Here is a 24,520-nt window from a genome sequence, read left to right as displayed (position 1 = left end):
CACGATGTCACCGCACGAGTACACAGGTGTGCTTCTGGTTGTCACAGATGTGACGACCGTTCGTGCCCAGCGTCGGGCCCGACCCGCCCGCGCACCACCGCACCACCGCCCTGTCCGAGGCGCCGCCGCCGGCGCCGCCCGTGGATCGAAGGAGATTCACCATGACTCGCTCCGTCCCGCTCGGGACCGGCGCCCTGGAGAGGGCCGACGGCCTGATCCTCGCCGAGCCCGCAGCGCCCGCCGTCGGCGCGGACAACCCGGTGATGAAGGCCGTCACCTGGGTCGCCGAGCACTTCATCGGCCTGTTCCAAGCCTCCGCAGACAGCTTCATGGGCCTCGTGACCGGGGTCCTCCCGCTGCTGATCGTCCTGCTCACCGCGATGTACGCGGTGACCACGTGGATCGGCGAGGACCGCGTGACCCGCGCCGTGCAGTGGTCGGGGAAGTACGCCCTGACCCGCTACACGCTGATGCCGATCCTCGCGGTCATCATGCTCACCAACCCCATGGCCTACACCTTCGGGCGCTTCCTGCCCGAGCGGTACAAGCCCGCCTTCTACGACTCCGCCGTCTCCTTCGTGCACCCGGTGACGAGCTTCTTCCCGCACGCCAACGCCGGGGAGATCTTCGTGTGGACCGGCGTCAGCGCCGGCGTCCTCGCGGTGAACCCGGGGGCCTACACGAAGCTCGCCGTCCTGTACTTCCTCGTCGGCATCATCGTGATCCTCATCCGCGGCATGGTCACCCAGTGGATCACCGCCGTGATGATCCGCCGCGACCCGCAGCACCGCGCGACCTTCGCCCAGTTCGACGCCGACTACCAGGACGGCCGCATCCAGGGAGGCTCCCGATGAGCGCAGGCAGCGTGCGCGTCCGCCACGGACGCGGCGGCTGGGGCCCCGGCCTCACCCTCACCCCGACCGAGGGCAAGGACATCGTCCTGTCCGTGACCAGCGGCGGGATCCACCCCGTCGCCGCGAGGATCGCCGAGCTCACCGGCGCCACCGCGGTCGACGGCTTCACCAACCACATCGACGACGAGCGCGTGATGTGCGCGGTCATCAACTGCGGCGGCACCGCCCGCATCGGCGTCTACCCCCGCAAGCGCATCCCCACCGTCGACGTCTACCCGGGCGAGCCCTCCGGTCCGCTCGCGCAGTTCATCACCGAGGACATCTTCGTCTCCGCCGTCGGGGTCGAGGACGTGCTGCCGGCCGAAGAGGACGCCGCCGCGGCGGCCCCCGCCGCGGGGGCATCGGCCGCCGGGGCGACGGCCGCGGGCGCCCCGACGGCCCTGCCCACCAAGCAGGAGCGCATCGAGGCGACCGGCGCCGCCATGGCCGGCGGCGGCATGGGCGGGTTCTCCGGGATCGTCGTGAAGTTCGGCGGCGCGATCGGATACTTCATCAACACCCTGCTGTCCTCCGGGCGCCAGGCCATCCAGCTGTGCCTGCAGACGATCATCCCCTTCATGGCGTACGTGTCGCTGCTCATCGGCATCGTCACCTACACCGGGATCTCCGAGGCGATCGCCAAGGGCGTCACCCCGCTGGTGCAGAACCCCATCGGCCTGGTGCTGCTGGGCGTCATCACCGCCATCCCGATCCTGTCCCCGATCCTCGGGCCGGGCGCCGCGATCGCCCAGGTCGTCGGCGTGCTCATGGGCACGCAGATCGGCGCCGGGAACCTGCCCGTGCAGTACGCGCTGCCGACCCTGTTCGCGATCAACGGCCAGGTGGGCTGCGACTTCATCCCCGTCGGCCTGTCCCTCGGGGAGGCGAAGGCGGAGACGGTCGCCATCGGCGTTCCCGCCGTGCTCTTCTCCCGCCTGATCACCTCGCCGATCGCCGTCGTCATCGCCTACCTCGCCGGCTTCCTCGTCAACTGAAAGGCCCCCTCATGACCACCGAGCTGTACACCTCGACCGTCACCGGCATCGGCGCCGATGCCCCCGGCATGTTCGAGGCCGGGGTGATCATCCTGTTCGGCGAGCCGGTGCCGCCGGCCCTGGCCGACGTCAGCGTCGTCCACGCCCATACCGGCGAGCTCGCCCGCGACATCGAGCCCGGCGACGTGATCGCCATCGGCCCCGCGGAGTACCGGGTGGAGCAGATCGGCGAGCAGGCCTCCGGCAACATGCGGGAGCTGGGGCACCTGGTGCTGTACGTCGACGCGGGGGAGCAGAAGCTGCTGCCCGGCGCAGTGCACGTCACCGGCCCCGCTCCCGCCCCGCAGACCGGCGCGCGGATCACCGTCCGCGCCGGCGGCTGACCCGAGGAGCACCCCATGGACCAGCTCGGATTCGTCGTCCTGCTGATCGCCGCGATCCTCCTGTCGTTCGCGTTCAGCTACCTCCAGCACCGCGCCTACTCCCGCACCGTGCGCGCGGTGGCCCTCGCCCACGACCGCACGGGCGTGGTCGTCGTCTCCGGGCGCGGCAAGGGATTCCTGCGCGGATGCGTCGTCATCCTCGCGGTGGACACCACCACCCGGCGCATCCTCGAGGCCCGCACCATGCAGGGCTCGACCGTCCTGGCGCGGTTCCGCCGCGCCGAGTTCCTCGAGGGCCCGCTGAAGGCCGCCCCCTCCCGCGCCACCAGCCGGTGGATGGAGGAGGCCCTCCAGCAGGCCACCACCCAGTACCGCGAGACCGCCCGGTCCGCCCGCCGGTCGCATCCCGCCGCGACCACCCCGAAAGGATCCGCAGCATGAGCTACTCACAGCGTCTGGCCGAGCGCGAGGCCGCCCTCGGCCGCCCCGTCCGCGTCGGCGTCGTCGGCGCCGGGCAGATGGGATCGGGCCTGGTCGCCCAGGTCCATCGCGCCCGCGGCATGGAGGTCGCCGCCGTGGCCGACGTCGCCGTCGAGCGGGCCGAGCAGGCGCTCGCCGCGGCCGGCCGCACCGACGTGGTCCGCGCCGCCTCGATCGAGGAGGCCGCCCGCGTCATCGAGGCCGGGCAGGCCGCCGTCCTGGACGACGGGCTGCGCCTGGCCGAGCTGCCGCTGGACATCGTCGTGGAGGTCTCCGGCATCCCCGACGTCGCCGCCCAGGTGGCGCTGTCCTGCGTGCTCGCCGGCACCGACGTCGCCCTCATGACCGTGGAGGCCGATGTGACCGTCGGCCTGCTGCTCTCGCGCATGGCCGCCGCCGGCGACGCCGTCTACACCGTGTGCCGCGGCGACGAGCCCGTCGAGTGCGTCAAGCTCGTCGAGTACGCCGAGGACCTGGGCCTCGAGGTGGTCGTCGCCGGCAAGGGCAAGAACAACCCGATGCGGCCCACGGACGTGCCCGAGGACGTCGAGGAGGAGGCGCGGCGCAAGGGCATGAACCCCAAGATGCTGTGCTCCTTCACCGACGGCACCAAGACCCAGATCGAGATGGCGGCGCTGGCCAACGCGACCGGCTACGCCATCGAGGAGCCGGGCATGCACGGCGAGGCCGTGGACCTCGCCGACCTCGCGAAGAAGCTCCGCCCGGCCTCCGAGGGCGGGATCATCCAGGGCGAGCGGCCCGTGGTCGAGTACGTGACCGGCGACGTCGCCCCCGGCGTCTTCGTCATCGCCCGCAGCGACAACGAGGTCGTCACCGAGGAGCTGCACTACCTGCGCCTGCCCGGGGAGGGCGACTACTTCCAGATCTACCGCCCCTACCACCTGGCCTCCGTCGAGGCGCCCCTGTCGATCGGCGAGGCCGTGCTGGACCGCCGGCCCTCCTTCATCTCCACCACCTGGAGCGCCGACGTCATCGCGACGGCGAAGTCCGACCTCGCCGCCGGCACCCGGCTCGAGGGCATCGGCGGCCACCACCTGCACGGCACCGCCTACGACGCCGCCCAGGCCCGCGAGGCGGACCTGCTGCCGATCGCGCTCGCCGCGACCTCCACCCTGGTGCGGGACGTCCCCGCCGGGCAGGCCCTCACCTACGCCGACGTCGAGCTGGACGAGTCGCGGCCGCTGGTCGCGATGCGCCGCATGCAGGACGCCCTGATCGGCTCGGGGGTGGTCCGATGAGCACCGCGCTCCTGGAGGACGCCGGGGCCGCGCTCGAGGCCCTCGGCACCATGTGGCGGATCCGCCTGTTCGAGGAGGCCGTCGAGGACCTCTACGGCCGCGGCATGATGCACGGCACCATGCACCTGTCCATCGGCGAGGAGGCGATCCCCACCGGGACCTGCCTGAACCTCGTCGAGGGCGACCAGATCACCTCCACCCACCGCGGCCATGGGCACTGCATCGCCCGCGGCGCGGACCTCGGGAGGATGATGGCCGAGCTGCTGGCCAAGGACAACGGCTACTGCCGCGGCCGCGGCGGGTCGATGCACATCGCCGATGTCGCCACCGGAAACCTCGGCGCCAACGGCATCGTCGCCGGCGGCGTGCCCATCGCCGCAGGCGCCGGGCTGACCAACCAGCTCACCGGCAACGGGAAGGTCGCCGTGTGCTTCCACGGCGACGGGGCCGTGGGCGAGGGCGCCTGGCACGAGGCCCTGACGCTGGCCTCCATGTGGGACCTGCCGGTGGTGTTCGTGTGCGAGAACAACCAGTACGGCATGTCCATGTCCGCGAAGTCCGCCTTCAAGGTCGACCTCTCGGCCAAGGCCGCCGGCTACGGCATCGCCGGCGAGACCGTCGACGGCAACGACGTGGTCGCGGTCGCCGAGGCCACCGCCCGCGCCATCGAGCGGGCCCGCGCGGGGGAGGGGCCCAGCTTCATCGAGGCCGTCACCTACCGCTGGCGCGGCCACTCGAAGTCGGACAAGAACCGCTACCGCAGCAAGGAGGAGATCGCCGAGTGGAAGGGCCGCGACCCGATCGCCGCCTTCGCCCACCGGCTGCTCGAGTCCGGCCTCGTCGACCAGGCGCAGCTGGACGCCGCGCAGTCCGCCGCCCGCGACGCGATCCGCGAGTCCGTCGTCTTCGGCACCAAGGGCGAGGAGCCCGATCCTGCCGCACTGCTCGACGCGGTGTACGCGCCCTCCGGCGTGGACGCCACCGACACCCGGCTCCAGGAGGCCACCCGATGAGCATGCGCGAGATGACCTACTCCGAGGCGATCCGCGAGGCCATGGCCCAGGCCATGACGGCCGATGAGCGGGTGTTCCTCATGGGCGAGGACGTCGGCCTGTACGGCGGCGCCTTCGGCGTGGAGAACGACCTCATCGACCGCTTCGGGGCCGAGCGCGTGCGCGACACGACGATCTCCGAGCTCGGGATCGTCGGCATGGGCGTCGGCGCGGCGGTCACCGGCATGCGGCCCATCGTCGAGATCCAGTTCTCCGACTTCACCGCCCAGGCCATGGACCAGATCGCCAACCAGGCCGCGAAGCTCCACTTCATGGTCGGCGGGCAGGCGACCGTGCCGCTGGTGATCCGCGCCCCCGGCGGCTCCGGCACCGGCGCCGCCGCCCAGCACTCCCAGTCCCTCGAGGCCTGGTTCACGTGCATCCCCGGGCTGAAGGTCGTCATGCCCTCGAACGCGACCGATGCCGCCGAGCTGCTGCTGGCCGCGCTCGAGGACCCCAACCCCGTGATCGTCCTCGAGCACAAGCTGCTGTACAAGCAGACCTTCGAGGTGCCCGAGACCTTCGCGGTGGGCCGCCTGGGCGTGGGCCGGATCGAGCGAGAGGGCAGCGACCTGACCATCGTCGCCACCGGCGTCGAGGTGCAGCGCGCCCTCGAGGCGGCCGAGCAGCTCGCCGCCGACGGCATCAGCGCCGAGGTCATCGACCCCCGCACCCTCAAGCCGCTGGACCTGCCGCTGATCGTCTCCTCCGTCGTGAAGACGGGGCGGGCGCTGCTGGTGCAGGAGTCCGTGCGCTTCGGCGGGTTCATGGGGGAGATCTCCGCGAGCATCGTCGAGTCCGAGGCCTTCGGGCACCTGCAGGCGCCGGTGCGGCGCCTGTGCGGCCTCGACGTCCCGATCCCGTACAACCCCGACCTCGAGAAGGCCGCCGTCCCGCAGGTCGGGGACATCGTCCGCGAGGCGACCGCGCTCGTGAGGGAGTGGTGACCATGGCCGACATCCCCCTGACCATGCCCAAGATGTCCATGACCATGGAGGAGGGCACCCTCACCGAATGGCACGTCGCCGAGGGCGACGTGATCGCCAAGGGCGACGTCGTCGCCGTGGTCATGACCGACAAGGTCGACATGGAGGTCGAGTCCCCGGCCGCCGGAACCGTCACCTCCCTGCTCTGCGCCGAGGGGGACGTCGTCCCCGTCGGCGGGAACATCGCCATCGTCGCCAGCGAGGAGGACGACCTGCTCGGGGACCTGTTCTCCGGCGACGGCGGGGACGCGGGGGCCGACGCCTCCGGCGGGATCGACACGGCCGCCGACCCCGGGGCGAGCGCAGCGCCGGACTCCCCGCCCGGGCCCTCGGGATCCGAGGAGGTCGCCGGCGGTGCGGCGGACGGCGCCCCGCCCGCCGCGGCACCGGACGGGCCGATGCCGCCGTCCGTGCCCCTGGCCCGCAAGCTCGCCCGCGACCACGGCCTGGACCTGCGGACCATCACCCCGACCGGCCCGCACGGGACGGTGCGCGTCAAGGACGTCAAGGAGGCGATCACCGCCTCCGGGGCGCAGCGGCAGGACCCGGCGGCCGCCGCGCCTGCCGCCGGCACGCCCGCTCCCGCCTCGGGGGCATCGGCCGCAGGGGCCGCGCCCGCGGCGCCCGTGGTCGAGGCCGCACCGGAGGAGCTGCTGGGCACCGCGCGCGAGCGCCGCACCCGCCAGCTCACCGCGCAGGCCATGGCCGCCACCCCGCTGATCCCGCAGTTCACCGCGTTCCGGCGGATGGACCTGTCCGTCGCGGCACGGGCCCGCACCGGCGTGCTGAAGGGCGTCAGCTGGACCACGCTCCTGCTGCGCGCCTATGCGATGCTCCTGCGCGGGAACGAGCAGCTGAACGGCTCGTGGGCCGGCACCGGGGTCAGGCGCAACCCCACCGTGGACATCGTCCTCGCGGTCGACACCCCCGGCGGGCTGCTGGTGCCCGTGCTGCGCGAGCCCGACCAGCTGGGCGTGCGGGAGCTGGACGCGCAGGTCCGCGCCCTCGGCGCCTCCGCCAAGGAGGGGAAGGTCGACCCGTCGCTGTTCGGGCCGGCCACCGGCACCCTGTCCAACCTGGGCGGGCTGGGCGTGGACCGGTTCAACGCCCTGATCACCCCGCCGCAGGCGACGGCGCTCAGCGTCGGCACCGTGGGCGTCGCCCCGGTCGTCGAGGCGGACGGCACCCTCGGCGCCCGCATGACCTGCGAGCTCGGCCTGAGCATCGACCATCGCGTCGCGGACGGCGCCGATGCCGCCCGCGCCCTGCAGACCATCCAGGACCTCCTGGACGACCCGCTGCGGCTCGCGCTGTAGCGACGGGCGACGCCGAGGACGTGCACGGACGGCGGTCCGAGGGCCGCGAGCCAGGCGATCGCCTGGCTCGCGGCTCCTGGACGACCGGTCGTGCCCGCCCCCGGCGCCCGGTCGCTCCGCCGCGGAGCACGAGCCCGGCCCGTCCGCCTCCCCGGACGCCCGAGGTGCACGCCCCGCCCCGGCACTACCCTCGTACACACCCGCCCGACCCGCACGACCCCCAGGAGCAGCCATGAAGAAGGTCCTCATCATCTGCGGAACCGGCGTCGCGACCTCGACCGTCGTCGCCGCGAAGGTCCGAGACCACCTCGCCGCCCAGGGCATCGAGGCGGACGTCTCCCAGGGCAAGGTCATGGACCTCATGGGCCCCGCGCCCGAGGTCGACCTCATCGTCGCCACCACCGAGGTGCCCGCCACCGTCGGCGTCCCCGTGGTGCGGGCCCTGCCGCTGCTGACCGGCATCGGCGAGGACGCCGCCCTCGCGGAGATCGTCTCCGCGCTGTCCTGACCGACCGGGCGAGCCCGGCCCGCCCCCGCGGGCGCCTGCCCGGCGGGACCCTCATCCCTGCGCTCGAGGACGAGCGCCGCCCCAAGGAGCGCCATCATGGAGAGCATCCTCGGCCCGATCTCGGGCTACCTCACCGGACTGGGACCGAGCGTCGTGCTGCCGGTCCTCATCACGATCTTCGGGCTGATCCTCGGGCTGAAGCTGGGGAAGTCCTTCCGCGCCGGCGTGACCATCGGCATCGGGTTCATCGGCATCAACCTCGTGATCGGTCTGCTGGGCGGGCAGGTCGGCCCGGCCGCGACTGCCATGGCGGAGGGCCTGGGCGTGAGCCTCGACGTGGTCGACGTCGGCTGGCCCTCCTCCGCCGCCATCGCCTTCGGCTCCGCGATCGGGGCGATGATCATCCCGCTGGGCCTGCTGGTGAACGTGATCCTGCTGGTCACCGGGCTGACGCGGACCTTCGACATCGACCTGTGGAACTACTGGCACAGCGCCCTGATCGGGGCGCTCGTGGCGGCGGTGACCGAGAGCTTCCTGCTGGGGCTGCTGAGCGCCGCCGTCCACCTCGCCCTGGTCCTGGCCTTCGCCGACCTCACCGCGCCGATCGTCCAGAAGTACTTCCAGCTGCCGGAGATCTCCTTCCCGCACGGCACCTCGGCCCCGTACGGCCTGCTCGCCATCCCGCTGAACCGCCTGTTCGACGCGATCCCGGGGCTGAACCGGCTGGACGCGACCCCGGCGGCGATCCAGAAGCGCTTCGGCATGTTCGGGGAGTCGCTCATGATGGGCCTGGTGCTGGGCCTGCTGATCGGCATCTTCGGCTACGGCTTCGACGATCCGGCGGCCGATTCGACGGCGATCCTCACCCTCGCGATCTCCCTCGCGGCGGCGATGTTCCTGCTGCCGCGGATGGTGGCGATCCTCATGGAGGGGCTGATGCCGATCTCCGAGGCGGCGCGCACCTTCGTCCAGAAGCGCTTCCCGGGCCGCACCTTCTACATCGGCCTGGACTCCGCGGTCGCCGTCGGCCAGCCCTCGGTGATCGCGACCTCGCTGATCCTGGTGCCGGTCACGCTGCTCATCGCGGTGGCGCTCGCCCCGGCCGGCAACCGCGTGCTGCCGCTGGTGGACCTCGCGACGATCCCCTTCGTGGTCGCGGTGATGGTGCCGATCTTCCGCGGGAACATCGTGCGCAGCGTGATCGGCGGCGGGATCCTCATCGGCGCCGGCCTGTTCGTCGCCACCTGGATCGCTCCGACGTTCACGCAGGTCGCCGTCGCCTCCGGCTTCGCCCTCGAGGAGGGGCAGACGACGATCTCCTCGATCGTGGACGGCGCCAACCCGCTCACCGCCGTCTTCTTCGCCGCCGCCCGGCTGGGCGTGCCGGGCGTGCTCGTCGCGGCACTCCTCTCCCTCGGGGCGGTCCTCGCGATCCGCGTCGCGATGGCCCGCCGGGATCGCGCCGCGGCCGCCGCCGGGTCGCAGGAGCCGTCGGCATGAGCGCCTCCGCCGGGGACGGCGCGCCCGAGCCCGTGCCGTCCCCGCTCGCGCTCCTGCCCGGGGCGGCCATCGCCGGCTGCGCGGCGGCCGATGCCGAGGGCGTGCTGCGCGCGCTCGCGGGCCGGCTCCTGGCCTCCGGCGCGGTCACCGGCTCCTTCGAGGAGGCCGTCCTCGCCCGCGAGGCCGCCTACCCGACGGGCCTGCCCACCATCGTCCCCGCCGCGATCCCGCACACCGACCCCGAGCACGTGCTGCGCCCCGGGCTTGCGGTGGCGACGCTGCAAGCGCCGGTCGCCTTCGGGGAGATGGGCTCCTCCGGGGCCGAGGTGCAGGTGCAGCTGGTGGTGATGCTGGTGCTCGCCGACGCCCACAGCCAGCTCGCCGCGCTGCAGAGCCTCATCGCCCGCCTGCAGGACGAGGCCGCAGTCCGCGAGGTGCTCGCCGCGCGCGACGACGCCGATCTGGAGGCCCGCGCCCGCGCCTGGCTCGCCGGCTGACCGGGCGCTCACACCCGGGCGAGGACCTCGCGGGCCAGGTCGGTGTCCAGCACGATCGTGTCGATGATGCCGCTGCGCAGCACGCCGATCACCCCGGGGGCCTTCTCGATGCCGGCGGCCACGCCCACCACCTCGGGGATCGCCTGGAGCTCCTCGAAGGTCACCGCGAGCACGCGGTCCTGCGCGGGCGGGCCCAGCGGCACGCCGTGCGCGTCGACGAAGCGGGCGCAGACGTCGCCGACGGGGTTCTGCTGCTCGAAGGCGATGCGCTCGCTCTCGGACAGCTTCATCTGCCGCACCAGATGAGGGGAGGAGTGGAAGCCGGTCGAGCCGATGCCGACGATCGCCAGCTCGACCTTCCCGGCCGCATCCAGCACCGAGGCGATCGAGGACTCGGCCCGCAGGCTGCGCACCGTCGTCGCGGACTCGAGCACCGCCGGGGCGTACAGCGTCTCCGGCCGGGCGCCCAGGCGCGAGGCGAGCACGCGCAGCACCGACTCCCCGGACTCGAGCTGGTCCAGCGCGCTGTGCCCGCCCACCAGCGGCAGCACCCGCGGCGGCGGCCGCAGGTGCAGGGCGTCGAGGTGGGCGACGACGTCCTGCACCGTCTGCCCCCAGGACACGCCGATGCTGCGCACCTGGGCGGCGCGGTCCATGATCACGGCCGCGCCCTCCCGGGCCACGACCTCGATGCCCACCACCCGGGAGGCGGCGACGACATGCGCCTCGCGCAGGGAGAACGCGGAGCGCAGGGCGAGCTCGAGCACCTGGTCGCGCTGGGGCGGGCCCTCCGGGTCGTGGATCGTGATCTCGACGATCCCGCGGTCGCGGGCCTGCGTGAGGATGCGCGAGACGTTCGAGCGGGACAGGTTCAGCTCCCGCGCGACCTCCGTCTGCGATCGGCCCTGCTCGTAGTACAGGCGCGCGGCCCTCACGATCACGCTGGTGTCGCGAGGGGCTGGCATGGTCACTCCCGGATGGGGCGGGTCGGTCGGGTGGTCTCAGGGTACGCATCCTCGCGGCCGCGTGCGGGGCGAATCGCGCGGTCAGCGGGAGGTTCGCGGGCCCGATCCCAGGAGCTGCTCGAGGACGTCGGCGAGCTCGGCGGTGGGGCGCAGGGCGTCGAGCTCGAGGTCCGCGCTGCGGCGCAGCAGCGGCTCGACCTCGGCGTGCTGGCTCCGGATCTCCGCGCGGTCGGCAGGGGTGCTGCCGTAGGGGTTGTTCCTGCGGGCGGCGACCCGGTTCAGGATGACCTCGAGCGGCGCGCTGAGCAGGACGATGTGGTCGAAGCGGTCGCGGAACCGGCCCTGGTTCTCGACGGTCCCCTGGACCACGATCTCCTCGTGCGCGGCCAGCAGCGCGGCGATGCGCGGCTCGTCCCAGGTGCCCTCGGGCAGCACGTAGCCGCCGTAGTCCGTGTCCACGACGCGGCGGCCGCGGCGGGCGAGCTCGGCCAGGAGGGTCGTCTTGCCGGTGCCGGACATGCCGGTGACGAGGATGCGCACCATGGCACGAGCCTACGGGCCGCGCCCTCCGCGCCGGATCGCGGCCGCCTCTGGCGTCCGACCCCCGACGCCCCTAGTATGTCCGGACAAATACTCGTCCCTGGAGGGGCCCCATGCGCATCGGACTCGTCGGCTTCGGCTTCGGCGGCCAGAAGTTCCACCTGCCGTACATCCAGGCCGTTCCCGACTGGGAGATCGCGGGGGTCGTCACCCGGTCCCCGCAGCGTCGCGTCGAGCTCGCCGCCGCGGCGGCGGGCGTGCCGGCCGTCGACGACCTCGACGCCCTGATCGACCTCGGCGTGGACGTCGTCGTCATCACCACCCCGCCGCAGACCCGCCGCGAGCTGGTGCTGCGGGCCCTGGCCCGCGGCGTGCACGTGGTCGCGGACAAGCCCTTCGCGCCCGATGCGCAGGTGGCCCGGGAGATGGCTGCGGCAGCCGAGCAGGCCGGGCGCCTGCTCACCGTCTTCCACAACCGCCGCTGGGACACCGATCTGCGCACCGCCGCGGAGGTGCTCGCGGACGGGGCGATCGGCACGCCCTGGCGCGCCGTGAACCGCTTCGACCTCGACGAGCCGGGGACCCTCGAGGTCGGCCCCGCGCACGGGCTGCTGCGCGACCTCGGATCCCATCTCGTCGACCAGATGACGCACCTGTTCGGCCCGGTCGCGCGGGTGGACGCCCACCTGGACCTGGTCGAGGTCGAGGGGCACCAGGTCGACGCGGGCTTCGTCGTGGCCCTGCACCACGCCTCCGGCGTCCACTCCACCGTCTCGGCGAGCAAGATCAACCACCTGGCCGAGCGGGAGCTGGTGCTGTGGGGCTCGCAGGGGGCGTACACCTCGCGCATGCGCGACGTGCAGACCGATGCGATCCTGCGGGGCGAGCACCCGGCGACGGCCGCGGACTGGGGGCGCGAGCAGCCCGAGCGCTGGGGCGTCCTGCACACGGCGGACGGCGCGCTTCCCGTGCCCAGCGCTGCGGGCGACTATGCCGAGTTCTACCGCCGTCTGCATGCCTCGGTCGCCGAGGGCGCGCCCCTGGCCGTCCTCCTCGACGAGGCGATCCACACCGTGGAGATCACCGACGCCGCCCGCCTCAGCGCCCTCGAGGGACGCACCGTCGAGCTCCGCTGAGATCCCTCGCGGAGCCCGCGCCCGGCGCTATGCTCGCCATGGCGTGTCCGACGCCCAACCCCGATGGCTCGTCCCCAGCACGGGCCGGCACCACGTGCACCCGGGGCAGAGGGACCCTGTCTCCGGTCGCCGTCATCGATCGCCCGTGCCTCGGGCCGCGGCTGCTGGGGAGCGGGCCAGGGGCATCGCGGGAGTTCCGGATGACAGCAGATCGAGCACGCAAGAAGCGCGTGCGCGCCCGCATGGCGCGCACCGGCGAGTCCTACACGGCTGCCCTCCGGCACCTCCGCTCCGCCGAAGGAGACGACGTGCCCACCACCGACACCACCCCTGCCCCCTCCCTCCGCCTCGCGGTCGCGCAGACGACCCTGCGGACCGACCCGGCCGATGCCGCCGCGATCCGCGCCGGCGCCCGCGAGGTCCTCGCCCTCATGCGGGAGGCCCGCGCCCGGGGCGCGGACCTGCTCCAGCTGCCCGAGGCGACGCTCTGCTTCCCCGACAAGCGGCTGCTCTCCCGCTCCCGCGAGGAGATCACCGACGCCGACTGGTCCCGTCTGGCCTGGGACGAGCTCGACCGCGCCGTGGCCGCGATCCGCAGCGGGGCGCGGGAGCTGTCCCTGCGCACCGTCCTCGGCGTGCAGACCCGGGCGGCCGAGGCGCCGCGCCCGCGCAGCAGCCTGCTGGTCATCGGCCCCGACGGCGCGATCGAGGCGCAGTACGACGAGCGGCGCCTGTCCCGCACCAAGGAGGCGCACCTGTACGAGCGCGGCCACGCGCAGGTCACGATCGACGTGGACGGGATCCGTCTGGGCCTCGCCTCCGGCCTCGAGGTCCTGTTCGGCGACGTGTTCCTCGGCTACGAGGACGCCGGAGCCGACGCGGTGCTGGTCTCCTGCCAGGCCCCGGCCGATGCGGATGCCTCCTACGGGCTGGTGATCTCGGCGCTGGCCATGGCGCGCCAGCACGGGCTGAGCATCGGCTGGAGCGCCTCGACGGCGAGCGCGGCGCACGCGCCGAGCGGCGTGATCGGTCCCGACGGCCGATGGGCCGCGACCTGCCCCGAGCAGGAGCGGCCCGCCGTCGTGGTGCACGAGATCGGGGCGCGGCCCGAGGGCGGGCCCCGCGCCTGGCGCCGCGCCATGGTCGCCGCCGACTGACCGGCGGCGCGGCGGCGGGCCGTGCCAGGATGACCCCTGTGGACGTCACCCCCGATCACGAGCCCGCCGCCGCCTCGACCCCGGTGAACCGGTACGCCTCGGCGCCCGCCTGGCGCGCCGTGGACGCCTATTTCACCCACGAGCTGGTGGGGGAGGACGAGGCCCTGGTCGCGGCGCGCGAGTCCGGTGCCCGCACGACCATGCCGAACGCCGAGGTCGCCGCCAACCAGGGCGCGCTGCTGGGCCTGCTCATCGGCATCGCCGGGGCCCGCCGCGTGCTCGAGTTCGGGACGCTCGCCGGGTACTCGACGATCTGGTGCGCGCGGGCCGTCGGCGCGCAGGGCCGCGTGACCACCCTCGAGCTGGAGCCGCAGAACGCCCACGTCGCGCTGGAGAACCTGGAGCGGGCCGGGGTCGCGGACCGGGTCGAGGTGCGCATCGGCCCGGCCGCGGAGTCGGCGCAGCACCTGATCGAGGAGGGCGCGGAGCCCTACGACCTCGTGTTCATCGACGCGGACAAGCCCGGCAACCCCGCCTACCTCGCGGCGGCGCTGCGCCTGACCGGTCCGGGCGCGGTGATCGTCATCGACAACGTGGTGCGCGACGGCGCCGTGGTCGACGCCGCCAGCGAGGACCCGCGGGTCCAGGGCGTGCGGCAGGTCGTGCAGGACATCGCGGAGCATCCCGAGCTCGAGGCGACGGCCCTGCAGACCGTCGGCGTGAAGGGCTGGGACGGTCTGCTCATCGCCCGGCGGCGCTGAACCGCGGCGTCCGGGATCAGATCCAGCAGGACCAGGCGTCCGGCTTCGCACCGCGCAGCTGCATGCCCACGGTCGCGTCCCCGACACCGGCCGCGGTGATCTGCTCGAGCATCGCCTCGCACAGCGGTGACCCCGAGGCATCGACGTAGCCATGGACCGAGAGGCCGTCGCCGGAATCGACGAGGCTGACCTGATCGGCGCCGCCCTCCGTCGCCATCGTCGCGAGCTCGACCAGCAGTTCCTGACGGCCTTCGACCGGGCCCGCGTCCACGTGCAGCTGGGCGTCGGTGCTCGTCCAGCCCTCCACGGTCACCTCCCATCGGACCTCGACATCATCGCCCTCGACTCCGATGGCGGTGATCTCGTCGTACGAGGAGACGAGGCCGATCAGATCGTCGGCCTGGACGGTGCAGTCGAAGGTCACCTCTGCGGAGGGATCGTCGCCCAGGTCCCGTCGGTCCAGCTCTGCCGCTGAGCAGGGGGAGTCGCCTGTCGCCCCGAGGAGGGAGAGGAGCAGCTCCGGGCCCGGATCGTAGGACGTCGCGACCCCGCGGGACCGGCCGGAATCCGGGGCGGCGCCGAGAAAGATCTGTGTCGTCTCGGGGCGGTCGTCGAGGATCTCGTCGATGCGGACGTCGACCTCGTGGTACGCGGCGAGCTGCTCGTCCGGGCTGGGCACCTCGTCCCACACGAGGTGGACCTGGAGCGCGCCCGGGCTCCCGGACACCACAGAGAGGGTCGCCGTGTCGACGAGCCCCTCGGACTCCACGGCATCGGCGAGCTCCTCGAGGGTGCCGGGCTCCTCCGTCGCCGCGGAGGTCGCACTCGCCGTCGCGCGGGGCGACGACGGCGTCGGCATCGGCGGCTCCGGTTCCCCGGAGCATCCGGCGAGCAGGAGGATCAGGACCGCGACGGCGGGAACGACGCTTCGGGATCGCATCCGCCGAGCCTACTCGGCCGCGGCGGGATCGTCGCTGCTCAGCGCGCCGTCCAGGGCCGGGGAGCGCTCCGTGGGGCGTTCCATCAGGACCGTCCGCGTCCTTCCACGTCCCGTCGGGCTGCGCCGAGGCCACCCACCCCACCGGGCGCCCCGGTGACGTGCACGCTGCGGAGCGCGGTCAGCGCCGCGCCGCGGCGATCGCGATGTCCTGGAGGTCCTTCTCCATCGCCTTCTGCGCGGCGCGCAGACCGAGCGAGCTCAGCGCGGCGCCCAGGTACCGGCGCAGCCCGTGCCGCTCGGGCATCGCCGCACCGAAGGTCATCGTCAGGTCGGTGCCGCGCTCGGTGGGCTCGAGACGGAACTGCGTGCGGTACAGGACGTCGCCGCTGCGGGCCACGACCACGGTGCTGCGCGGCTCGTCCGCCTCGATCACCTCCATCTCCTCGGTGGCGCGCATGCCGAGCACGGACCGGGTCTCCCGCCACGTCGTCCCCACCGCGTAGGGCCCCTCGGTGAGCACCTCGACCGAGTCGACGCCGGAGAGCGTCGACGCGGCGGCGCCGATGTCGGTGAGCACCGCCCAGACCGCGGCCGGATCCGCGTCGATCGGCTGGGTCAGGCGAAGCTGCGGCGTCGTCGTCATGGCGCGCAGTCTAGATCCCGCCGTCTCACAGCGGCAGGCGCACGTACGTCGTCTCGAGGTACTCGGCCAGACCCTCGTGGGAGCCCTCGCGGCCCAGGCCCGACTCCTTGACCCCGCCGAACGGGGCCGCCGGATCGGAGGCGACGCCCAGGTTCACCGCGACCATGCCCGCCTCGATGCGCCCGGCGACCCGGGTGATCTCGCCCAGATCCTCGCCGACCACGTAGCTCATGAGCCCGAACTCGGTGTCGTTCGCCGCGGCGACCATCTCCTCGACGTCGTCCATCACGATCACCGGGGCGACCGGCCCGAAGATCTCCTCCCGGTTCACACGCGCGTCGCGCGGGACATCGGCCAGCACCGTCGGGGCATAGAAGAAGCCCTCCCGGTCCAGGCGCTTCCCGCCGGTGAGGACGCGGGCGCCGCGCTCCACGGCATCGGCCACGAGCTCCTCGACCTTCGCCAGCCCCGCCTCGTCGATCAGGGGGCCGAGGGTCGTCCCCTCCTCGATGCCGGGACCGGCGACCAGGGCCTGCGTGCGCTCGGCGAGGCCGCGGGTGAACTCCTCGGCCACCGAGGCATGCACGTAGAAGCGGTTGGCCGCGGTGCAGGCCTCCCCGTTGTTGCGGAACTTCGCGGGCATCGCCGCGTCCAGCGCGGTGGGGACATCGGCCGAGGGCAGCACCAGGAACGGGGCGTTGCCGCCGAGCTCCATCGAGGTGCGCAGCACATGCTCGGACGCCTGGGCGAGCAGGGTGCGCCCCACCCCGGTGGAGCCGGTGAAGGACACCTTCCGCAGGCGGTCATCGGCCATCAGGGTCGAGGACAGCGTGCGGGAGTCCGAGGTGACCACGCAGCCGACGACCCCCGCGGGCACGCCCGCATCGGCGAGGATCTGCATCAGCAGCAGGGAGGTCAGCGGCGTCTTCGCGGCGGGCTTGAGCACCACGGTGCAGCCGGCCGCGAGCGCGGGGCCGATCTTCCGGGTGCCCATGGACAGCGGGAAGTTCCAGGGCGTGATCGCCAGGACCGGGCCGACCGGCCGGGTGGTCGTGAGGATCGCCTGCGGCGCGGCGGGGGCGGGACGGAACCGGCCGGGCAGGCGCACGGCCTCCTCGGAGAACCAGCGCAGGAACTCCGCCCCGTAGGTCACCTCGCCGTAGGCCTCCGCGAGCGGTTTGCCCATCTCGAGGGTCATGGTCAGGGCCAGGTCGTCGGCCCGCTCGTGGCACAGCTCGAAGGCCCGACGCAGGATGTCCGCGCGCTCCCGGGGCAGGGTCGCCGCCCAGGCGTCCTGCGCGGCGACCGCCGCGTCCAGGGCGCGCAGGCCCACGCTCTGCGCATCGGCGTCCACGACCTGCGTCAGCGCCCGGCCGGTGGCCGGGTCGACCACGTCCAGGCCGGGCGTGCCGCCGAGGAACGCCCCCTCGACGAAGGAGCTGCGGGGCAGGCGGTCGAGCAGGGCGGCGACGCCCTCCTCGGTGATCCGGGGGATCTCGGTCATGGTCTCGTCTCCTCAGTCGAACAGGATGACCTGGCGGATCGCCTCGCCGTCGGCGAGCTGGTCCATCGCCGAGCACACGTCCTCGAGACGGATCCTCCGGCTGATCAGCGCGTCCACGGGAAGCTTCCCCTCCAGGTACAGCTGGGCGTACGCAGGGATGTCCCGGCGGGGCACGGCCGAGCCGAGGTAGCAGCCGATCACCGACTGCGCCTTCGCCGTGATCGGCAGCGGCGGGATCGTCACGGTCGCGCCCGGGGCCGGAAGGCCCACGGTCACCATCGTGCCCCCGAACCCGATGGCGGCGAAAGCGGTCTCGAAGGCCCGGGGGTGCCCGGCCGCCTCGATCACCCGGTCCGCGGTGATGCCCTGCTCGGCCACCTCCTGCGGGGTGAAGGTCCGATGCGCCCCCAGCTCCCGGGCCCGCTGCAGCTTCGCCGGCAGCGTGTCCACGGCGATCACCTCCCGGACGTCCTGCGAGGCCGCGGTGATCAGGGCCGCCATGCCCACCCCGCCGAGGCCCACGATCATGATCGAGTCCTCCGGGCCGGGGCGCGCGACGTTGAGGACGGCGCCGCCGCCGGTGAGGACGGCGCAGCCCAGCACCGCCGCGATGTCCGGCGGCACCGCCTCGGGCACGACGACGGCGCTCGCCGCATCGACGACCGCGCGGGTCGCGAAGCCGGAGACGCCCAGGTGGTGGTGGACCGGCTCGCCGTCGCGGGTGATCCTCCGGCCGCCGCCCAGCAGGGTGCCGGCGTTGTTGGCGGCCGATCCCGCCGAGCAGGGCAGGCGCCCGTCGGTCGCGCATTCCCGGCACCGGCCGCAGCGGGGCAGGAAGCTCATGACGACACGGTCGCCCACCGTGATGCCCTCCACCTCCGCGCCGATCTCCTCGACCCGGCCGGCGGATTCGTGCCCCAGCAGCATCGGCAGCGGGCGGGGCCGGTTGCCGTCGACCACGGAGAGGTCCGAGTGGCAGACCCCGGCGGCCTCCATCCGCACGAGGATCTCGGTGGGGCCGGGCGGGTCCAGCTCGAGGTCGCTGATCGTGATGGGCCGCGATGCGGTGTAGGGGCGGGGCCGGCCCATCTCCTCCAGGACGGCGCCGCGGATCCTCATCGCGCACCCCCGCGCGCCGACGGGGCCGAGGGGGCCGACGGGGCCGACGGGGCGGAGGGGGAGGGCTCCTTGGTCCCGAAGGCCGCCTTCGCGACCTCGGGGACCAGGGCGTCGCCCGAGCGCAGGGGCCGCCCGGCGAAGGCGCCCTCGTGCGCGAGGACCGGGCGCCGGTCGCCGGCGAGCTCGGGATGGCGCTCCTCGAGCTTCTCGCGGCGGGTCATCTCCCGATGCCAGCCGCGGACCACGTCCGGATGGCCCTGGGCGATGCCGCGCCAGGTCGTGGGCATCTCCTCGCGGGAGCGTCCCGGGCTGGCCTCGCCGAGGCGGCGGACCGCGGCGGGCAGCCGGGTCGTGCTCGCCCCGCAGGCGCAGTCGGGGTTGTCGGAGAACATCGAGGGCAGGCCCGCCTCGAAGCGGTGGCCCTGGGTGCAGCGCAGGTCGTAGAGGATCATCGCAGGCTCCGTCCGGCGCTCAGGAGTAGTGGCCGTCGGGCGCCAGGGTGAGGCCCCGGCGCTGCTCGGCGTCGTGGCCGAAGATCATCTCCGCGCCGGTCTCCTGCTGGATGCGGCGCAGCTTGTCGACGGACTCGAGCCAGCCCACGGAGTCCCAGACGATGCCCGCGCCGATCGCCGGCGGCCCCCAGCTCGCCCCGAGATAGACGGCATCGGAGGTGAAGATCTTCGTGCCCGACTCGGGCAGGTCCACGCGCAGGCTCATCGTCCCCCAGGTGTGGCCGGGGGTGGAGATGACGCTGACCCCCGGGACGATCTCCTGGTCGCCGTGCACCGCCTCGAGCGGCAGCCCGGAGAAGTCGCTCACCAGGTGGGCGCCCTGGAACTCGCCCTCGATGGTCTTCACGCCCTCGATCTCGTCGGCCTGGGCGATGATGCGGGTGCGGCCGTTGTCGAACATCCGCGCGTTGGCGGCATGGTCGAAGTGCAGGTGCGAGAGCACGAGGATGTCGATGTCGTCGGTGGTCAGCTCGAGGTCCGCGAGCGCGGTGTCGAGGTAGCCGGGGCCGGCGGGATCCTCCTGCACGGGGAAGAAGTCCTGGAACCCGGTGGGCGCCCAGCGGGTCTCCCAGTCGCGCGGGACCCCGGTGTCCCACAGGATGCGGCCCTCCGGGGTCTCCACGAGCACGGCATGGGTGGGGCATTCGCCCCAGGCGGCGGGCTTGTCCCTGTGGTGGCGGTCGGTGATGGTGTTCCCGGCCTGGAGGAGCAGCCAGGTGTGGTCGCACTCCATGATGCCGGTCGAGAGGATGTGCAGCTTCATCGCGGGATCGCTCATGATCGGTCCTTCCTCGGGGGCGTCTCCCTCGACGCCTCTGCGGCGAGGCTATGCGCGCCGTGGGCGGCGGCACCATGTGCGCGGATACCATCGTCCGCATGGATCGATGGAGATCTGCACACTCCCCGCGGGCGGACGAGGCGCCCTCGACCGCGGACTTCCGCCGCCGCGCCGAGCTGCTCGACGTCGTCACCGAGATCGCCTCGCGCACCACGGCCCGCCGCGACCTCGGCGAGGCGCTCGAGGCGATCGTGCGCCGCACCCGGGAGCTGACGGGCTCGGACATGGCCTACATCGCGCTCAACACCGCGGAGGAGACCTTCATCCGCTACAGCCACGGGGTGCGCACGCCGGAGTACCGCACCATCCGCATGCCGCTGGGCTACGGGGTGCTCGGGCGGGCGGCGACCGGCCGGGCCACCGTGGTCACCGAGGACTACCTGCTGGACGGGACCATCACGCACCTGCACGACATCGACGAGATCGTGCGCGGCGAGGGGGTGCGGGCGATCCTCGGCGTGCCGATGACCCTGCACGGGGTGGTCCACGGCGCGCTGCTGGTGGCGGACCGCTCGCCCCGCCGCTATCCGGAGGAAGTCGTCGACACCGTGAGCGTCCTCGCCCGCCACACGAGCGCCGCCCTGGCCGGGGCCCGCCGCCTCGAGGAGGTGGGCGCCGCCCTGGCCCGCCTGCACGAGGACCGCGACACGCACCTCGAACGGATCCTGGACCTCCAGGACGTCCTGGAGATCGACGCCCGCCTGCTCGAGTCGATCACCGCGCCCGCCGCCGGGCCCGCGGCCTATGCCCGGGCGGTCGCCGATCTCGTGGGCTGTCGCGTCGACGTGCTGGACGCCGATGCGGAGCCGCTCGCCCAGGGCGCCCCCGGCCGCGGCGCCGACGAGGACCCCGCGCCCCTGCCGCGGGTCCCGCTCGAGCACGCGATCCGCACCGCCCGCGCGACGGGGCACCCGGTCGTGGACCAGGGCATCACGGTGGCCTGCGCGCTCAGCGGCGACGAGCACCTGGGGACGCTCCTGGTCCACGACGCCCTGCCCGTGCCCCTGCTGCCGCGCGTCCAGCGGATCGCCGTGTTCCTCACGATGCTCCTGCTCATGGTGCGGGTGCGGACCGACGACCATCACCGCCACCAGCGGGCCCTGCTCGATGCGCTGATCGGCGCCGGGGCGGTCCCCGGCGGGCTGCGCGGCGCCGTCGAGGCGCTGGAGCTGCCGCGGCGGGGCGCGCAGGTGCTCGCCGTCGAGGACGGGACGGGGGACCCCTCGACCGCCCTCGAGGTGCTGCGCGCCTGCCTGGAGAGCGCCCGGGAGGGGGAGGCGCCGCGCGGCATCGTCGCACCCCACCAGGGGCATGCCTGCGCGGTGGTCCCCGGCCGGGGCGCGCTGCGGGACGGGCGCGATACGGCCGCGGAGATCGCCGCCGAGGTGATCGCCGCCGGCCGCGAGCGCGGGGCCGCGATGAACGTCGGCGTCTCCGGGCGCTGCACCGATCGGGAGCAGCTCGCCGCCGGGCACCGGGACGCGGCGCGCGCCCTGGCGTCCCTCGCGGCGCTGGGCGCCTGGGGGCGGACGGCCCACGGCGACCAGCTGGGCGCGGTCGGGCTGGTGCTCGAGGCCGTCCGGGCCGATCCGCGGGCGCGCTCGCCGCTGGACGGCATCGCCCCGCTGATCGCCGACGACGCCGGCCGCGGCGGGGACCTGACGCGCACGGCCTGGGTGTTCGCGGAGTCCGGCGGGAACGTCGCCCGCACCGCACGCCGGCTGTTCGTGCACCCCAACACCGTGCGCCAGCGGCTGGAGCGGATCGCCCGCGTGCTGGGCCCGGACTGGCGGGAGCCGTCCCGCTTCCTCGACCTCCACCTGGGGCTGCGGGCCTGGGCCATCGCCCACGCCGACCGGCCGCAGGAGGGCGCGGCGACGCCTCCGGACCGGACGGTCGCCGCGGTGGACGGCCCCGGGGGCGCTCCCTAGACTCGGGCCCACGATCCACCGACCCGAGGAGGACGCATGAGCGAGAACGGCTTCGAGAACGAGGCGGCCCAGGCCGTGGACGCCGGCGACGTCGACGCCTACGCCGAGTACGGCCAGGACGGCGGCGAGGGCGAGGTGGAGCCCGGCGCGGAGGGCCCGAAGGGCACCGGGGTCGAAGGGGCCGATGCGGCCTTCGAGCTGGAGCGCCGCGAGGAGGAGAGCGCGCAGGACCGCTCCGACGAGGCCCCCGACTTCCCGGACGAGCTCGGCGAGGACCTGACCTCCGCCGCCGAGCAGGGCAACCGCGACGGCGACGAGATGGTCGCCGAGGGCCAGGACGACGCGGAGGTCGCCGAGCTCTCCGGCGACCTGCGCGACGTGGACGCCCTCGAGGACGACGGCATCACCCCGGTGACCGACGACGACGGCCTTCCCCGGGCCTCCGACACCTTCCCCGAGGAGGACGGCGCGGGTCTCTGACCCTCACGCCGAGGCACGACGGCCGCGGACCCGCCGACGGCGGGCCGCGGCCGTCGGCGTCCGGGAGCCCCGGCCTCCTGGGCGGGACCCCAGGGCGGGACGGGTCAGGCGGCGCGCGCGAGCGTGGTGCGGGCCAGGAGGTACTCCTGCGCGCGGTCGGCGTCCCAGCCGTGCGCCTGCGCGAGGCCCGCGGTGAGCATCGCGAGGTACGCCGGGGCGGGCTCCCCGGGCGGGAGACCGGCCGCCCCGTCGGGCGCCGTGAAGGTGAGCATCGGCCGGCCCTCGCGCTCGCCGACGTTCAGCAGCGTCTCGTAGGCGCCGGGCCCGGCGGCGTACGGGCCCCCGGGGACGCCGGCGCGGACCACGGCCTCGAGCGGGTCGTCCTCCTGCGGCGGCCGATGCATCTCCTGCGCGGCGACGTCGACGAACTGCTGCGCGGTCACGAGGTAGGCCCGGGCGGCGGTGGGCCCCGCGGAGGCGTGGTCGTAGAAGGCGACCGATCCGCCCCACACGCGCGAGGTGCCCGCGAAGCGCAGGCGGCCCGGCAGCAGGACGCCCGCATCGGCCCGCGGCGGGGTCGCGTCCCGCGCCCCGGGATAGGTGACCTTCGCGCCCGGCGGCCGCCCTCCGCGCAGGTAGCAGTCCAGCCGCGCGGCGTTCATGTTCGAGCCGTAGCTGACGTACCAGACCAGGGGAGGGGATGCGGGCGGGTCGGCGGGGGACATCGCTCTCCATCCTGCGCCGTGCTCCGCGCCGGGGTGAAGGCGGGCGTGACCGGTCTCGCGCCGGGAGGTCAGGCCGCGGGCTCGAGCTCCCGGTCCCGGCGGCGGCCCGCGGCGGGGGAGAGGACCACCGCGACGACGAGCACGAGCATCGGCAGCAGCAGTGCGGTGCGCAGGCCCACGTGCTCGCCGACCATCCCGAGGGTGGGCGGGCCCACCAGGAAGGCGAGGTAGCCGAGAGTCGAGGCGAGGGCGACGCGGGCGGCGGGATCGGGTCCGGACTCCCCGGCCGCGGACAGCGCCACCGGGAAGCCGAGGGACGCGCCGAGCCCCCACAGCACGACCGCGGCGGCGGCGACCGCCTGGTGGTCCACCAGCGAGACCAGGGCGATCCCGGTCGCGGCGAGCAGGGCTCCCGCGCCGAGGACGACCGCGCGCCCGAACCGGTCGATGATCGGGCCGCCCAGGAAGCGGCCGGCAGTCATGGAGGCGGCGAACACGGCGAAGACCGCGCTGCCCAGCGCCGCGTCGAGGCCGTGGCCGTCGACCATCACCAGCGGCAGCCAGTCGCTGGCGGTGCCCTCGGCCAGGGCCATCGCCAGCACGATCCCGCCGATCAGCAGCAGGCGCCGGTCCCTCCACACCGAGGTGCGGGGCGTGCTCGCGGCGGCGGACCGGTCCGCCGCGACGGCGAGGCCGGTCGCCGCCGGCAGCTGGCGGATCGCCCAGGTCAGCAGGACGAGGCCGAGCACCCCGACGGCCAGCAGGTGCAGCACCACGGAGGTGCCGGCGGCGTTGGCGAGGATGCCCAGCACCGCCCCGACCACCGTGCCCAGGCTGAAGCAGCCGTGCAGCAGGGGCAGGAACGAGCGTCCGGAGAGCTCCTCCACGTCCGCGCCCTCGATGTTCATGGCGACCTCGCCGCCGCCCATGCCGGCGCCGAACATGCCCAGGCCCACGGCGACGACCACCGGCAGGCCCGCCGCGGCGCCCAGGGCGATCACCGGCATCGCCGCGATCAGCAGCGAGGAGCCGACGAGCACCACGCGCCGGGCGCCGAAGCGCAGCACGGCGGGGCCGGAGGAGAGGATCCCGAGCATCGAGCCCACCGAGATGCCGAACAGCACCAGGCCCATCTGCGCTGTCGAGGCCTCCAGCAGGTCCCGGATCGCGGGGGTGCGCGTCACCCAGGACGCCACGGCGATGCCCGGCAGGAAGAACAGCGCGCACAGAGCCCAGCGGCGCAGGGCGATCGACGCCCCGGCGCGGGGCGGCAGGGCGGAGAGGGCGGGCGAGGCGGACACGGGGGCCTTTCGACGAGCACGAGGGGGGTGTCCCTATGTTCCGAGTCAAGCCGCGAGGGCGGCTGGGTCGGGGCTGGGGACGTTGATGGGTGGTTGGTA

The 24,520-nt window shown here is 74.1% G+C and carries 26 protein-coding genes; 16 read left to right on the top strand and 10 right to left on the bottom strand.

Features of this window, described 5'->3' with window-relative positions; genetic code table 11:
- Window positions 1–161 precede the first annotated feature (161 nt).
- From srlA to ABD234_RS12960, 11 genes are all read left to right on the top strand, one after another.
- On the top strand, window positions 162–854 hold the full coding sequence (srlA, locus tag ABD234_RS13010; RefSeq protein WP_344356928.1) for a PTS glucitol/sorbitol transporter subunit IIC: 693 nt from the start codon (window positions 162–164) through the stop codon (window positions 852–854).
- Window positions 851–1,888 (top strand): PTS glucitol/sorbitol transporter subunit IIB, encoded by a 1,038-nt coding sequence (gene srlE, locus ABD234_RS13005; protein WP_344356925.1) that lies wholly within the window; start codon window positions 851–853, stop codon window positions 1,886–1,888. Before srlA ends, srlE begins: the two co-directional genes overlap by 4 nt.
- 11 nt (window positions 1,889–1,899) lie before the next feature.
- A complete protein-coding gene (locus tag ABD234_RS13000; protein WP_038373350.1) occupies window positions 1,900–2,271 on the top strand; it encodes a PTS glucitol/sorbitol transporter subunit IIA in 372 nt (123 codons plus the stop codon).
- Between the two features lie 15 nt (window positions 2,272–2,286).
- Window positions 2,287–2,712 (top strand): transcriptional regulator GutM, encoded by a 426-nt coding sequence (locus ABD234_RS12995; RefSeq protein ID WP_051486962.1) that lies wholly within the window; start codon window positions 2,287–2,289, stop codon window positions 2,710–2,712.
- Complete coding sequence (locus tag ABD234_RS12990; protein WP_344356920.1) at window positions 2,709–4,010, top strand: NAD(P)H-dependent oxidoreductase; 1,302 nt, start codon at window positions 2,709–2,711, stop codon at window positions 4,008–4,010. Before ABD234_RS12995 ends, ABD234_RS12990 begins: the two co-directional genes overlap by 4 nt.
- The gene (locus ABD234_RS12985; RefSeq protein ID WP_344356917.1) at window positions 4,007–5,023 is read left to right on the top strand and encodes a thiamine pyrophosphate-dependent dehydrogenase E1 component subunit alpha; all 1,017 of its coding nucleotides are present in this window, start codon (window positions 4,007–4,009) and stop codon (window positions 5,021–5,023) included. The genes ABD234_RS12990 and ABD234_RS12985 overlap by 4 nt, the downstream gene beginning before the upstream one ends.
- Window positions 5,020–6,009, top strand: a complete 990-nt coding sequence (locus tag ABD234_RS12980) for an alpha-ketoacid dehydrogenase subunit beta (RefSeq protein ID WP_344356914.1) — start codon at window positions 5,020–5,022, stop codon at window positions 6,007–6,009. Before ABD234_RS12985 ends, ABD234_RS12980 begins: the two co-directional genes overlap by 4 nt.
- Before the next feature lie 2 nt (window positions 6,010–6,011).
- Window positions 6,012–7,364: a dihydrolipoamide acetyltransferase family protein gene (locus tag ABD234_RS12975; protein ID WP_344356911.1), complete on the top strand. Its 1,353-nt coding sequence runs from the start codon at window positions 6,012–6,014 to the stop codon at window positions 7,362–7,364.
- 232 nt (window positions 7,365–7,596) lie between these two features.
- Window positions 7,597–7,872: a PTS sugar transporter subunit IIB gene (locus tag ABD234_RS12970; RefSeq protein ID WP_344356908.1), complete on the top strand. Its 276-nt coding sequence runs from the start codon at window positions 7,597–7,599 to the stop codon at window positions 7,870–7,872.
- Between the two features lie 96 nt (window positions 7,873–7,968).
- Window positions 7,969–9,372, top strand: a complete 1,404-nt coding sequence (locus ABD234_RS12965; protein WP_344356905.1) for a PTS galactitol transporter subunit IIC — start codon at window positions 7,969–7,971, stop codon at window positions 9,370–9,372.
- Window positions 9,369–9,869: a PTS sugar transporter subunit IIA gene (locus ABD234_RS12960; RefSeq protein ID WP_344356902.1), complete on the top strand. Its 501-nt coding sequence runs from the start codon at window positions 9,369–9,371 to the stop codon at window positions 9,867–9,869. Before ABD234_RS12965 ends, ABD234_RS12960 begins: the two co-directional genes overlap by 4 nt.
- An 8-nt stretch (window positions 9,870–9,877) precedes the next feature.
- On the opposite strand, the gene ABD234_RS12955 is transcribed toward ABD234_RS12960, so the two are convergent.
- Entirely contained in the window at window positions 9,878–10,834 is a 957-nt protein-coding gene (locus ABD234_RS12955; protein WP_038373343.1) for a sugar-binding transcriptional regulator, read from the bottom strand.
- Window positions 10,835–10,915: 81 nt separating this feature from the next.
- Window positions 10,916–11,377, bottom strand: a complete 462-nt coding sequence (locus tag ABD234_RS12950) for an AAA family ATPase (protein ID WP_344356898.1) — start codon at window positions 11,375–11,377, stop codon at window positions 10,916–10,918.
- A gap of 110 nt (window positions 11,378–11,487) precedes the next feature.
- On the opposite strand from ABD234_RS12950, the gene ABD234_RS12945 reads away from it, so the two are divergent.
- The 3 genes from ABD234_RS12945 (at window position 11,488) to ABD234_RS12935 (ending at window position 14,428) form a co-directional block, all read left to right on the top strand.
- On the top strand, window positions 11,488–12,510 hold the full coding sequence (locus ABD234_RS12945) for a Gfo/Idh/MocA family protein (protein WP_344356895.1): 1,023 nt from the start codon (window positions 11,488–11,490) through the stop codon (window positions 12,508–12,510).
- 308 nt (window positions 12,511–12,818) lie between these two features.
- The gene (locus tag ABD234_RS12940; protein ID WP_344356893.1) at window positions 12,819–13,667 is read left to right on the top strand and encodes a carbon-nitrogen hydrolase family protein; all 849 of its coding nucleotides are present in this window, start codon (window positions 12,819–12,821) and stop codon (window positions 13,665–13,667) included.
- Window positions 13,668–13,705: 38 nt separating this feature from the next.
- The gene (locus tag ABD234_RS12935) at window positions 13,706–14,428 is read left to right on the top strand and encodes an O-methyltransferase (RefSeq protein ID WP_425546793.1); all 723 of its coding nucleotides are present in this window, start codon (window positions 13,706–13,708) and stop codon (window positions 14,426–14,428) included.
- Between the two features lie 16 nt (window positions 14,429–14,444).
- On the opposite strand, the gene ABD234_RS12930 is transcribed toward ABD234_RS12935, so the two are convergent.
- The 6 genes from ABD234_RS12930 to ABD234_RS12905 form a co-directional block, all read right to left on the bottom strand.
- Window positions 14,445–15,368 (bottom strand): hypothetical protein, encoded by a 924-nt coding sequence (locus ABD234_RS12930; RefSeq protein ID WP_344356890.1) that lies wholly within the window; start codon window positions 15,366–15,368, stop codon window positions 14,445–14,447.
- 178 nt (window positions 15,369–15,546) lie between these two features.
- Window positions 15,547–16,011 carry an SRPBCC family protein gene (locus ABD234_RS12925; RefSeq protein ID WP_344356887.1) on the bottom strand — a complete coding sequence of 155 codons (465 nt, stop codon included), beginning with the start codon at window positions 16,009–16,011 and terminating at the stop codon, window positions 15,547–15,549.
- A 25-nt stretch (window positions 16,012–16,036) separates the two neighbouring features.
- Window positions 16,037–17,515 (bottom strand): NAD-dependent succinate-semialdehyde dehydrogenase, encoded by a 1,479-nt coding sequence (locus ABD234_RS12920; RefSeq protein WP_344356885.1) that lies wholly within the window; start codon window positions 17,513–17,515, stop codon window positions 16,037–16,039.
- 12 nt (window positions 17,516–17,527) lie between these two features.
- Window positions 17,528–18,634 (bottom strand): alcohol dehydrogenase catalytic domain-containing protein, encoded by a 1,107-nt coding sequence (locus tag ABD234_RS12915; protein ID WP_344356882.1) that lies wholly within the window; start codon window positions 18,632–18,634, stop codon window positions 17,528–17,530.
- Window positions 18,631–19,086 (bottom strand): zinc ribbon domain-containing protein, encoded by a 456-nt coding sequence (locus ABD234_RS12910; protein WP_344356879.1) that lies wholly within the window; start codon window positions 19,084–19,086, stop codon window positions 18,631–18,633. The genes ABD234_RS12915 and ABD234_RS12910 overlap by 4 nt, the downstream gene beginning before the upstream one ends.
- Window positions 19,087–19,105: 19 nt before the next feature.
- Complete coding sequence (locus ABD234_RS12905; RefSeq protein WP_344356876.1) at window positions 19,106–19,924, bottom strand: N-acyl homoserine lactonase family protein; 819 nt, start codon at window positions 19,922–19,924, stop codon at window positions 19,106–19,108.
- Window positions 19,925–20,022: 98 nt separating this feature from the next.
- Between ABD234_RS12905 and ABD234_RS12900 the strand changes: the two genes are divergently transcribed.
- The gene (locus ABD234_RS12900) at window positions 20,023–21,915 is read left to right on the top strand and encodes a helix-turn-helix domain-containing protein (RefSeq protein ID WP_344356873.1); all 1,893 of its coding nucleotides are present in this window, start codon (window positions 20,023–20,025) and stop codon (window positions 21,913–21,915) included.
- Window positions 21,916–21,951: 36 nt separating this feature from the next.
- Window positions 21,952–22,395, top strand: a complete 444-nt coding sequence (locus ABD234_RS12895) for a hypothetical protein (RefSeq protein ID WP_038374618.1) — start codon at window positions 21,952–21,954, stop codon at window positions 22,393–22,395.
- Between the two features lie 104 nt (window positions 22,396–22,499).
- On the opposite strand, the gene ABD234_RS12890 is transcribed toward ABD234_RS12895, so the two are convergent.
- Complete coding sequence (locus tag ABD234_RS12890) at window positions 22,500–23,120, bottom strand: histone deacetylase (RefSeq protein WP_344356869.1); 621 nt, start codon at window positions 23,118–23,120, stop codon at window positions 22,500–22,502.
- A 68-nt stretch (window positions 23,121–23,188) separates the two neighbouring features.
- The gene (locus tag ABD234_RS12885) at window positions 23,189–24,421 is read right to left on the bottom strand and encodes an MFS transporter (protein WP_344356867.1); all 1,233 of its coding nucleotides are present in this window, start codon (window positions 24,419–24,421) and stop codon (window positions 23,189–23,191) included.
- Window positions 24,422–24,520: the final 99 nt, after the last annotated feature.

The sequence above is a fragment of the Brachybacterium phenoliresistens genome (genome assembly GCF_039530785.1).
Taxonomy (GTDB): domain Bacteria; phylum Actinomycetota; class Actinomycetes; order Actinomycetales; family Dermabacteraceae; genus Brachybacterium; species Brachybacterium phenoliresistens.
This window is presented reverse-complemented; position numbering and strand designations above follow the sequence as displayed.